The 12,160-nt window shown below is 39.9% G+C and carries 11 protein-coding genes; 9 read left to right on the top strand and 2 right to left on the bottom strand.

Annotated elements, in window-relative coordinates; translation table 11 throughout:
- Nucleotides 1-55: 55 nt before the first annotated feature.
- Nucleotides 56-1,459, bottom strand: a complete 1,404-nt coding sequence (locus B2O97_RS08025) for an MFS transporter (protein ID WP_115048763.1) — start codon at nt 1,457-1,459, stop codon at nt 56-58.
- 118 nt (nt 1,460-1,577) lie between these two features.
- Here B2O97_RS08025 and B2O97_RS08020 point away from each other — a divergent pair, with 118 nt between their 5' ends.
- The gene (locus tag B2O97_RS08020) at nt 1,578-1,916 is read left to right on the top strand and encodes a winged helix-turn-helix transcriptional regulator (protein ID WP_112375470.1); all 339 of its coding nucleotides are present in this window, start codon (nt 1,578-1,580) and stop codon (nt 1,914-1,916) included.
- Between the two features lie 165 nt (nt 1,917-2,081).
- On the opposite strand, the gene B2O97_RS08015 is transcribed toward B2O97_RS08020, so the two are convergent.
- On the bottom strand, nt 2,082-3,074 hold the full coding sequence (locus B2O97_RS08015; RefSeq protein WP_046673609.1) for a 2-hydroxyacid dehydrogenase: 993 nt from the start codon (nt 3,072-3,074) through the stop codon (nt 2,082-2,084).
- Between the two features lie 175 nt (nt 3,075-3,249).
- On the opposite strand from B2O97_RS08015, the gene B2O97_RS08010 reads away from it, so the two are divergent.
- The 8 genes from B2O97_RS08010 (at nt 3,250) to B2O97_RS07975 (ending at nt 12,156) form a co-directional block, all read left to right on the top strand.
- On the top strand, nt 3,250-4,329 hold the full coding sequence (locus tag B2O97_RS08010) for an NAD(P)H-dependent flavin oxidoreductase (RefSeq protein WP_286767232.1): 1,080 nt from the start codon (nt 3,250-3,252) through the stop codon (nt 4,327-4,329).
- 167 nt (nt 4,330-4,496) lie between these two features.
- Entirely contained in the window at nt 4,497-4,877 is a 381-nt protein-coding gene (locus tag B2O97_RS08005) for a response regulator (RefSeq protein ID WP_070563878.1), read from the top strand.
- Nucleotides 4,870-5,910 carry a HEAT repeat domain-containing protein gene (locus tag B2O97_RS08000; RefSeq protein ID WP_201639187.1) on the top strand — a complete coding sequence of 347 codons (1,041 nt, stop codon included), beginning with the start codon at nt 4,870-4,872 and terminating at the stop codon, nt 5,908-5,910. The genes B2O97_RS08005 and B2O97_RS08000 overlap by 8 nt, the downstream gene beginning before the upstream one ends.
- A gap of 135 nt (nt 5,911-6,045) precedes the next feature.
- The gene (locus tag B2O97_RS07995; protein ID WP_201639188.1) at nt 6,046-6,825 is read left to right on the top strand and encodes a glycosyltransferase family 2 protein; all 780 of its coding nucleotides are present in this window, start codon (nt 6,046-6,048) and stop codon (nt 6,823-6,825) included.
- The gene (locus tag B2O97_RS07990) at nt 6,776-7,483 is read left to right on the top strand and encodes a glycosyltransferase family 2 protein (RefSeq protein ID WP_333621788.1); all 708 of its coding nucleotides are present in this window, start codon (nt 6,776-6,778) and stop codon (nt 7,481-7,483) included. Before B2O97_RS07995 ends, B2O97_RS07990 begins: the two co-directional genes overlap by 50 nt.
- Nucleotides 7,484-7,487: 4 nt before the next feature.
- Nucleotides 7,488-9,020, top strand: coding sequence for a YaiO family outer membrane beta-barrel protein (locus B2O97_RS07985; protein WP_201639190.1), 1,533 nt, complete (start codon nt 7,488-7,490; stop codon nt 9,018-9,020).
- A gap of 1 nt (nt 9,021) precedes the next feature.
- Nucleotides 9,022-11,238 carry a DUF4838 domain-containing protein gene (locus B2O97_RS07980; protein ID WP_286767231.1) on the top strand — a complete coding sequence of 739 codons (2,217 nt, stop codon included), beginning with the start codon at nt 9,022-9,024 and terminating at the stop codon, nt 11,236-11,238.
- A 129-nt stretch (nt 11,239-11,367) separates the two neighbouring features.
- Nucleotides 11,368-12,156 (top strand): aquaporin, encoded by a 789-nt coding sequence (locus B2O97_RS07975; protein ID WP_312440717.1) that lies wholly within the window; start codon nt 11,368-11,370, stop codon nt 12,154-12,156.
- The last annotated feature ends 4 nt before the right edge of the window (nt 12,157-12,160 follow it).

The raw sequence follows: 12,160 nt of genomic DNA, 5'->3' as shown, positions 1-12,160 counted from the left end.
CCTTAACCCTTATATAAAATAAGATAAAACAGCTAAACCCTATACAAATTACCTGCTATTTTACCTTTTGTGAAGGTAAATAAGCTATAAAACCTAGGACAAATAAGAGCAATATGACCGATAGTGCGATCGAGTAGCCATAAGCTGATGAAATATGCTGCCAAATGAAAAATTTATTTTCTTTTTGATGTAGAAATACACCGACGATAAATGTGATTCCCAGGCATATTGATAGTTGTTGTATCGTAAGATAGATGGCAGATCCGACTGAAATTAATTTTTCATTGAGGTCTTTTAAGGCAAGAGTCATTAATGCAGGTAGCACACTACCGCAACCAATGCCGTATAAAAAGAACAGGGTATGTATCTGGTAGTTATTTAAAAGCATCCTATTAAAAATGAAAAGATGTGCAACCAATCCCAAAATCATGATGCCTAATCCATAAAGCACCACAATTTTTCCATGACGCTGTATCAACTTGCTGACCATAACGCTTGCCAATACATAACCTATACCTTGATAAACAAAGGCAATTCCGGTCATTGTTGCTGTATAATTCTTTTGATTTTGAAGGTAATTGGAATTTATGATAAAATAAGCGTCCTGTACCATATAGTAGGCTAATGCGGCCAGCAGACCCAAATTGAAAACCCGATTATTGAATAAGGTGAAATTGAGTACGCTAGGATAGCCCATCTTTTCTAATTTACGCTGTTTTTTTAGAAATAGCTGGACAAAAACAAGCGTTGTTCCCAGGACAAGCAGTGACCATATTGGCCATTTCAAGTCAGGCCCCATGATTAATGGAAAAATTATTCCCATTAAAAGCGTAAATAATGTTACCATTGGTTTAAAAGAAACAGCGGATTTAACGTAGACTTGATCGTTAGCTGTATAACGATAGACAGCAAAGCAGGCGACCACCCCAATGGGAACATTAATTAAAAAGATAAGACGCCAGCTTTCATGTATCCAGGTCTGGTCGGGAAGTATTCCTCCCAATAATTGACCGATGACAGAAGCGATGCCTGCTATACTCCCATAAATACCCAATGCCATTGATCTCTTCTCGGGATTTTCAAAACGTAAGGTGATCAATGCGATACCCTGTGGAACCATCAATCCAGAACTAATCCCTTGGATCAATCTTCCGGCCAATAAAATGTAAAGATTATCGGCTAAGCCACATAAAAGAGAGGCTACTGTAAAACCAGCCATGCCAATTAAATATAATTTCTTCTTTCCATAATGATTTCCGGCATTCCCTGCATTGATTAGAAGACTTGTGTAACCAATGATATATAGTATTATGATCCATTGCGTATCACTATTGCGTAGATGTATCGCATGTTGAACCGTGGGAAGAGAAACATTAATGATAAAAAGATCGATGACGAAAAGAAATATACCCGTTGAAAGGAGGAAAATATGAAGTAGATCCTTAATTTGAAAGCGCATATAGAAAGTTTTTAATAATTTTACGATTAAAAATAGTTTGGATATTTTTTGCAATCAAGTAGTTATAAATGATGTACTTGGTATGTTTTTATGAACTAATGGTCAGTATGAGGAGATTATGAAGGAAAAAAAAAGTGAAAATTTTGGAGCCTGTTGTGATGTCAACGGAATTTTTAAGATAATTGGCGGAAAATGGAAAGTTTTGCTCATTAAGGCTGTTGCCAAACAATGCCCCAAAAGATTTGGAGAACTACGGCGGGAAATGGAAGATCTGGCGCAAACGACCTTGACCGTTCAACTCCGTGAGCTCGAACGTGATGGTATTTTATGTAGACAGATTTATGCTGAATCTCCACCACGTGTGGAGTATAAACTTAGCGAATTAGGTAAAACTTTACTGCCGGTCATTGAAAGACTTGATGAGTGGTGGTGTGATTACAAACGCGAAAGGGGATAGGCATTTAGTTTATATTCCCTTTCGCTACTCATTTTTGCTGATGCCTAATGAGACAATTGTACCGATGATACAACAGTTTGCATCCATTCTGTTTCTTTAAAAGGTGCATTTAGCCACAACATTGCTAATAGCGCTACCTCAAAATAAATTTGATGGGAAGTCTTGTTAAAGCATGACCTCGGCGTCAGTGATTCCTTTGGTTGATAGGTCTGAGATGCTCCTTAGTGTTCTTTGCGAAATTTCGGTTAATGCTTCTGTGGTGAAAAAAGCTTGGTGTGCCGTCACTAAGACATTCGGATAACTCATCAATAATTGTATTGTTTCATCTTCAATAATTGTTGTCGATAAGTCTTTAAAAAACAACTTTTCCTCTTGTTCATAGACATCAATACCCAGTAAACCAATTTTTCGTTCTTTGAGTGCTTTAATGACATCTTGGGTGTTGATCAGATTGCCTCTGCTTGTATTAATAATAGTAACGCCGTCTTTCATTTTCCCCAATGACTCGCTATTGATGAGGTAGTGGTTCTCGGAGGTTAGGGGACAATGAAGTGAAATGATATCTGATTCTTTAAAGAGCTCATCCAATGATTTGTAATTGACACCCTGTGTTGTAAGCTGCTGATCGGGATATAAGTCATAGGCAATTATTTCTGCCCCAAATCCCAATGCAATTTTGATAAAGGCCTTTCCAATTTTTCCCGTTCCAATAACGCCAATTTTTTTCTGGTGAAGATTAAATCCTAAAAGGCCATTCAATGCAAAATTTTGCTCCCTTACGCGGTTATAGGCTTTATGGGTTTTACGATTCAATGTCAATAACATTGCCATTGTATGCTCTGCAACTGCTTCTGGGGAATAAGCCGGGACCCGACATACCTGAATGCCAAACTCCTTTGCCGCCTCCAGGTCAACATTGTTAAAACCAGCACAGCGTAATGCAATCAGTTCGACACCTTTTTGAGCAAGTACTTCAATCACTTGTCGGTTTAGTTTATCATTGACAAATGCGCAGACCACTTTCTCATCTTCAATAGCATTGACAATATGTGGACCTAAATGCGTTTCAAAAAAATTAAACTGAAATCCGTAAGCGCTGTTTTCCTGTTCAAAGAATAATTTGTCGTATGGTTTAGTCGAAAAGAAGGCGATTTTCATAAAATTGTTTGTTACGTAATAAAATACCATAAATATACAGTATAAATAGCTTATTTGGAACTTCCGTTGTAGGATGTTTCCCAATTGTTATCACATCATTTAACAAAAAATAAGCTAAATTAGACGCATTACATCGATCGTTATACAAATTTTAAGACTATTAAATTGTCCCGATATGCAGTGGTCAAATCAACTCACAAGATCAATAGGTATTGAATATCCGATTATCCAAGCTCCAATGTTTGGTGTTACGACACCAGAAATGGTCATTGCAGCCTCGCGTGCTGGAGCGCTCGGTTCGTTATCTTTGGGTGATCTGCCGATAGAACGTTGCAGCGAACTTATTCGTTTGACTGCCGAAAATCTAAAGCGGCCTTTCGAGGTCAATATTTTTGTCAATAATATTCCCAAGGTTTCATTCGATTTAAGGAAACAGTATAGTGAAACAAAAACTTTCGTGGAGCAATTAGCCGCGCAGCACGACTTGAAAGTAACCTTACCCGAGCTTGATAGTATCCATTTGACCGATTACAGGGAACAGATTGACGTAATCATCACCCATCGGTGTAAAGTTGTGAGTTTTACGTTTGGAAATTTGGATACAGAAAGTATAAAACGATTGAAAGACAATGATGTTACTCTTATTGGTACATGCACCTCGGTGGCAGAAGCAATCGCTTTGGAAGAATCTGACATTGACATCATCTGTGTACAGGGACTAGAAGCAGGGGGACATCGCGGAAGTTTTGACGAGACTCCAATACCGGCGATTAGCGGACTTTCACTACTACCGCAGGTAAAAGAGCATGTCCATGTTCCCCTTATTTATGCCGGTGGTTTATACAACGCTAGTACATTGCATGCTGCAAAGCTCTTAGGTGCCAGTGGCTTCCAGGTGGGTAGTTTATTACTCAAATCTAAGGAGAGCGCGCTCCTGGACTTTGAAAAAGCGCGTCTTTCAGGCGTTAATGAATCAGACATCGTATTAACGAGGAGCTTTTCAGGGCGCTACGCCAGAGGTATAAAAAATAAATTCATTGAAGCTTTAGAAGCCGCTCAAAAGATTTTGCCCTATCCTTATCAAAATAAACTCACAGGCGAATTAAGAAGAGTAGCAAGGATAAATAGAAATGCTGATTTTATCAACATTTGGACCGGACAATCGATACATTCTTACAGTGAACTTTCTACTGCAGATATCATTCGTTCCTTGATCGAAGAAGTTGAAATTTTACATACTAGTTTAGTTGTTTAACAATAAACACGAAATAAGCTATGTCAATATATTGTCATTTTAAGAGATAACAATCCTTAAAACCTGCGTTTAAATTATTTAAATCCACCTGTAGTTGTTAATCGACAAGACATTTTCTTTTTTTTTCGAAACTTTGTCTCACCGTGAAAAACTAAAAATCTACCGCTATGGAGAACGAAAAAAAGAGAATTCTTGTTATCGAAGATAATGAAATTCTATTGAGCACAATGCAATTTGTTCTTGTAAGAGAAGGGTATGACCTCTTACTGGCAAAGTCCGGTAAAGAAGCCCTTTCGCTGGTTTCGGATGAAACCATTGATTTGGTCATAACAGACCTGGCATTACCCTTTGCTAATGGTTACGAAATAATCGATCGCATTCGGAAAAGCAGTACGAATAACCAGGTGCCCGTTATTATTATTTCAGGCTATCGAGATGACAACAGCATTGTTGAAGGTTTCGAAGTAGGAGCCAACGATTATATCAAAAAACCTATTTCGCCGTCTGAACTGATATCCCGTGTACGATTAAATATAGGTCATGCTTAGTAAAATAGAACATACGATTCATAGCATCCGATCCTTTTTTGAGGGTGAGGGTTGGCCAATTTTGGTTACGATAGCGCTTGTGTCGAGCTTTCTATTTTGGGTAAGCTGTCTTGTCGGTATTGCTATCTTTTATTATCGTGACTATCGGTATCGCCTATATCATGCTAAAATATATCCTGTATTGCGAGATTTTATCTATGAACACATTTTGATTGATAATAGGAATAGCCATTATCCGGTGGATAAACTAGCGTTGGATCTTCATAAGCCGATCATTCAGAAAGTGGTCCGTCAAATATTGCATGAATATATTTTTACTATCGGTGGAGAGAAAGGAAAAAATATGCGGAGTTTATTTAATGAATTGGGCTTCGATAGAGAAGCGCAATACGAAATAAGACACGAGAGCCACCATGTGGCAGCCACAGTAAGATCTTTGGCCGATTTAGCATTGATGAAGGTCGAAATCCAGGATGCGGTTTTGATGCAGCTGATGAGTAGCCCACGCATTGAAATTCGGGTAGCGGCCTTTAAATATCTTTTGCAGGTGCGGGGTGAAATATCCTTCGATCAGGTTTTTTCTGGTATTGCAGGAATTACTGACCTGGATGCACTTGATATCTATCAAACAATTGTCTCAACCGATTATGTGGGATCTTACGTGTTCTCTCAATGGCTGGACGGCGCTCAATCTTTTTCAATCAATAGCCTTATGATGGACCTCATGGTCTATTACCAGCAATTGGATGAAGAAAAATTATGGCAGCTCATCGTTTCAGCTCAGGATGCTAAAACGCTACACAAAGCGATCAACTCATTGGGCAAACTCCTGGCGAGAGATAGCGAAAGTCGGTTAGTGGATTTTTACACCATCGAGCAGCCCTTAAATGTCAAGATAGAGATTGTAAAAGCATTGGGGCGTCTTGGTCAAGGAAAATCGATCGATCTTTTAGAGAACATCTTCAACGATAAAAGTACAGTATTGGCACTACGAAAACACGCTTATCGTTCCCTGCTCGCGCAAAAGCCTTAAAGTGCATCAAGTTTACGTAAAATTGAAACTGCTGAAAATTTGGACGATTATAAGCTTATACGTTATGTTAGTCACCCTATGGTTCACTATATATAGATTGCTAGGTATTGGTTCCATAACACAAAAGTATTGCATATGAAACATTTTATATTTTCAATAGAATTTGTTTTCGGATTTTATTGTCTCTTGCTGTTGATTGTATACGTCATGTTGTTTCGGATGTCATCCATATCGATCCGGAAGAATCTTCGTAAGAGAAATTCCCGACGTGTGCAGACATTAATGGAGTCTGAAATTGCTCCAGGGGTAAGTATTGTCGCACCAGCATATAATGAATCGGTTACAATCGTGAACAATGTACGTTCGCTGATGACACTGTTTTACTCCAGATACGAGGTCGTTATTGTGAATGATGGCAGTAAAGATGATACATTGGAGAAGCTCATTAAAGAGTTTGATCTGGTCCAGGTAGACTTTTTGGTTGACTATTTGGTGCCATGTAAGGAGATTAAAGCAATCTACAAATCCAGGGACATCTCTCATAAACGACTAACGATCGTTGATAAAATAAACGGGGGTAGTAAGGCCGATGCGGTAAATGCTGGAATTAATGTAGCTTCCTTTCCTTATATTTTAAATACCGATGTGGATTGTGTACTCGCCAATGACACCCTGGTTCAATTAATCGAAGCTGTACTGGATTCGAAGGAACGTGTAATCGCTGTGGGCGCAACACTACGGATGTCAAACTCCAGTTATGTGGATTCCGGTATGTTGGTGGAAGCTGCATTACCCAAACCCATATTGGCCCGTTTTCAGGAAATGGAATACATTCGATCATACCTGTTGGGTAAAATGGGCTGGAATTACCTCAACTGTATTCCCAATGTTTCTGGGGGGATTGGGATTGTTTGATAAAGAGATTCTCATTGCTGCGGGCGGATATGATTCTAATTCCTTGGGCGAGGATATGGAGATGGTAACCAGAATGTGTATGACCATGTGTGACAATAACCAAAAATACGAGGTCAAGTATATTCCGCAGACGCTCTGTTGGACTGAGGGGCCTGACAGCCTCAAGATGTTAACGCGTCAACGTGTACGCTGGGCGCGGGGTTTGATGCAAATTATGCGCACACATCGTAAGGCCTTTTTTAATCCAAAGTACAAAAGGTTTGGACTCATCGTTTTTCCATACAATGCCATTTTCGAATTTTTTGCCCCTATTATGGAGATTTTAGGTATTTTCTTTTATATCTACCTCATCCTAACACATGGCATTAATTGGCCAATGGCTATTCTTTTATTGATCTTCGTCTATATGTTTTCGGTCTTTCTGACAAGTTTTTCCATTTTACTGGACAATTATGTCTATAAATATTACAAACGGCGAAAAGATATTATAAGCTTATGCCTCACCGCATTTATAGAACCATTTGTTTATCATCCCATTATCGTTTATAGCTCGCTTAAGGGCTATGTCCAAGAACTTTTTGGGAAAAAGCATGCCTGGGGGGAAATGACGCGAAAAGGCACCTTAACTCCTTTGCCCTCTGATCACATTAAAAAGTAGAAAAATGAAAAAATTAATCCTATCTGCGCTAATTTTTTGTTTGCTATTTTTGTCGCAAGTTGTACATGCGCAGGTTAACTGGCAAAATAAAACATACGACGTTGACAGCTTGGTTCCAAAAGCCGCTGGCTACCTGCGAGCAGGAAGAGTGGGGGAATCCATTGCATTGAGCCAAACCGTATTATCAAAATATCCTAAATACACGGATTTAAGGTATATCTTGGGATTGAGCTATCAGAAGATGGGGCGAGCCGACTGGGCGATTCCCTATTTTGAAGCAGTGGTTTCGAGCGAGCCGAGCTACAGAGATGCGTATCTTTCATTAGCTGCACTATATGAGTCTTCTAATCAGCCTGAAAAAGCAACGATTACCTGGCAATCCGCAAGTAAACGGTTTCCGATGGACGCTGAAATCATCAGGTTGTATAGCGAATTTGAACATAGGAAGTTAACACGTGACCGTGATGCGTGCATCGATATCTGGTATAAAAGGGGACGGAATTTCGTCGAAAAGGGAGATGTATTTCAAGCATTGGCTTATTCGGACAGTATACAACATGCTGATCCTGCAGACAATCGTTTCTTATACCTGCGATCAAGTGCTTTTATGACGAATAGAGAATACGGGAAAGCGAAGACTGATTTCGAAACTTTATGGAGCAGAGGTGACAGTTCGATTTTTGTTACCGAACAATTAGCAAACATTGCCGCACTAAACAAAGATTATTCAACGGCATTGGGTTATATGAATCAGCTGGTAGCGAAGATACCAGAAAATGTACAATATCAGCATTTGACCAAAGTTTACCGCGAGAATATGCCTTATAAGTTTTATATTGGAGCAAATCATATGCAAAGTTCGCAAGATCGGCCAAATGGACATTTCTTTATTTCAGGTCTGGAATATGGCCAAAAATTAGGGGAGAAAAATACACTTATCGGACAGTTTAATAACGGGAATAGACGTGGTGAGAAAGGTTATCAGGTCGGTTTGGATGCTTGGCTTAACTACAGTAAAAATATATATGCCTATCACCAGATAGCTTGGGCTGATGGTAGTGTTTTTCCAACATGGCGCGCATCTTATAGCCTATATCGGGAAGCGGGATTGTGGCTCTTCGATTTCGGAGGAAGGTATGTTCGTGCAAATGACAATACAAATAATTACGGACTTGTCGCTTCGGCAGGCCGATATTTTGGGCCAACTTTTGTCTATTTAAGGGGATTTTTGTTACGTGATGAACAGCGATGGAACCAAGCCTACTCCCTCGCGATCCGACATTATTATAACAGTGTAAAACCGGATTCCTATGTCACACTAATCGGTAATGTGGGGACTTCGCCAGATGATCCATCGCGTTATCAATTCCTAAACAACCGTTTCAATTTTTTATCCCGATCAATTAATGCAGGCTGGCAACATCGCATAGATGCTTGGGGTTTTACACTCATGGGCGGTTGGAGCTATTACAAAGTTGCTGAAAATAGATTTATGAACCAGTATGATCTAAATCTATCATTAAGGAGATATTTTTAATATGATGTGGAAGTTTATGTTAGGTCTATTGTCTTTGGTAACGATAGTTCAGGGTAAGGAAAGAATGGTATTGGTGGACAATGGGAAAACGGATTATGTCATCCAGGCGGATGCAAATGATCCTGTTGTACAAAAAGCTGCTGCGGTAATAAACACCTTTACAAAAGAAAGCACAGGTGTAGATTTTGCAATACAAGCCAAAGTTGATGATACACATGCCATTATTTTGGAAAGAAGCCCAATAACAAATGCGTCCCCTGAAGACAGTTATTCGATTGAAGCTGTAGGAAAAAATATTTACATCAAAGGAAGTGGTAGAGGTGTAATATTTGCGGCGTACCGTTATGTCAGGGATGTTATTGGTGGGCGAAAGTGGTATACAGGTAAAGAAAGTACCGATGTTCCAAAGTGTACTGCGTTATATGTGGATGCCGATTTAAAAATCTTTTCAAAGCCTAATTTTCAATTTAGAGAAGTTTATTTCCCTGTGGAATTGGATCAGGAGTACATGGACTGGTATGGCCTACATAATTTGGAAGATAGATGGGGGGACTGGGGCCATACCTTCAGTAAAATATTGCCACCATCGATTTACTTTAAAGATCATCCGGAATATTACGCGCTGTATGATGGGAAGCGCCAACCGATTCAGCTCTGTCTTTCCAATGAAGAAGTTTTTACTCATACAGTCGCTTACTTTAAGAAAAGGATGCTTGAAAATCCAACGGCTATCTATTGGTCCATAGCAGCCAATGACGACATTGGAAGCTGTACTTGCGATCTTTGCCAAGCCATTGATAAGCGCGAAGGAGGAGCACAGGGCTCCTTGATCCACTTTGTGAATAGGGTGGCCGGAAAATTTCCAGACAAGAAATTTACGACGCTGGCGTATCTCGAATCGGCTAATGCTCCAGCGCATTTTCGCGTCGCAGATAATGTTTCGGTTATATTAAGTAATATCGATGCTTTTCGGAAAAATGATATCAGTAGTGAATATTCTGCAGCAACTTTCCGTAGACAATTGGGCGCTTGGAAATCGAAAGCGAAGCATGTGTTTGTATGGGATTATTTGACTCAGTTTACCAATTATCTTGCCCCATTCCCCATTCAAGGAACGATGCAGAAAAGCATGCAATATTTGAAAGGACAAGGGGTAGAAGGGGTATTCTTACAAGGTGGCGGAGCGACCTATAGTGATATGGCGGAGTTAAATGCTTATATTTTGGCTAACCTTGCCTGGGATACAGATGGTCGTTCAGAAGAGCAATTGACAGATGAATTTATTGAGGGCTATTATGGTAAGGCTGCGCCATTTATTAAGAGATATCTCGATCTGCGAAGAAATCACTTGCCTGGAGCTTCCTCCGCTTTGTCGATTTATGGAAATCCAATTGATAATAGAAAGGATTTTTTGAGTCCCGAAGCTATGGATCAATACAGTACATTGTTAGAAAAAGCTGAAATTGCAAGTGAAGGAAATCCTTTATTAGAATCGCGTATTAGACGTGTCGGTTTAGGCTTGGATTACACCTACTTGCAACAAGCACGGTTCTATGGTCCGCATCAGCATGGTATCTTTGAGCAAGACGGCGACCATTGGGTTGTAAGACCTAATGTAAGCCGTAAAGTCACTCAATTTATTAAAGACGCCAAAAGGCTGGGGGTAATAGAACTTGCCGAAGGGGGGGCGTCACCTGATGCTTATGCAAAAGAATGGAGCGAAATATTCAATGCTGGAGTCAGAATGAACAAAGCTTCCCAAGCAAGTATAAAACTGAAAAATCCATTCGATCCTTCCTTCCCTGCCAATGGTCTGGAAACCCTCTCCGATAGTGTCCCAGGATACATGGATTATAGCTACAACTGGTTGCTATGGAATGGGGAGCCGATGGATATTACGTTTGATTTTGAACAGGAAAAACACATCGATACAATTGAGCTTAATTTTCTAAAGGATGTCCGACATTGGATATTTTCACCAAAGGAAGTCCGCATTTCGGTATCCAAAAATGGCGAAGATTTTCAAGATGTGCTGCTGAGGAAACTTGAATCTCAGGAGGAAGATTATACAGTTGAGAAGGTTCGCTATCGAGCTGTGATAAACGACCGTGTTAAGGTCATTCGAGTCTATGCTGAGCCCTTAGCAAAATTACCTGAATGGAGGTATCATCCGAAACGGAACGCGCTTATAGCCTGTGATGAAATATGGATAAACTGATGTTGAAGATGTATCTATAGAACTGATTTTAATAGTGTGTGAATATTGTTCTACAATAAATTTTTTAGTGCTTTAATTTAATACGGAAAATGATTAAATTAGAGTTAACTAAGTTATAAACAGATTCATATGGAAATTAAAACATCTTCAAAATTTGTTGCCGAACTAATTGGAACATTTGGTTTGGTACTTTTTGGTTGTGGAGCTGCCGCTATTGCAGGGGCCAATACCACAGCTGGACTTTCTGGCCTTGGCCTTTTGGGTATTGCAGTTGCCTTCGGCCTTTCGGTCGTGGTTTTTGCTTATGCGATCGGAGGAATCTCAGGTTGTCATATCAATCCTGCCGTTACGGTTGGTGTATTATTGGCGGGTAAAATGTCTGCTAAGGATGCAATTGTGTATATCATTGATCAATTTATTGGCGCACTTTTGGGAGCATTTGTTCTTCAACAGATTTTGAGTGGACAGCTGGCCGGCTTTACTGCAGGTGAATGGGCCTATGGCTCCAACGGATGGGGAAAGGGTTATCAAAACGAGCATGGTACTGCTTCTGCCTTTCTGATCGAAGCAGTGTTAACGTTTCTTTTTCTATTTGTGATATTAGCGACAACCTCTAAAGTAGGTAACAGTACAATGGCTGGACTTGCAATCGGTTTTACACTGCTATTAATCCACCTCGTTGCTATCCCTGTAACGGGTACATCCGTTAACCCAGCACGTTCATTTGGTCCTGCCATTTTAGCGGGGGGCAAGCTTTGTCTCAGCTATGGTTATTTATCGTTGCGCCGCTCGTGGGTGCTGCAGTTGCAGCAGTTGTTTGGAAAGCGTTGGAACCTAAAGACTAATTTTTTTCATTTTATCGGATGCGTCCAATGGGTACAACATACCTATTGGACGCTTTCATTTAGGAGTGATTAATAAG

The sequence above is a fragment of the Sphingobacterium sp. UBA865 genome (assembly GCF_002295765.1).
GTDB classification, from domain to species: Bacteria; Bacteroidota; Bacteroidia; order Sphingobacteriales; family Sphingobacteriaceae; genus Sphingobacterium; species Sphingobacterium multivorum.
The sequence above is the reverse complement of the archived record's forward strand: the minus strand, read 5'-3'. Positions and strand labels throughout refer to the sequence as shown.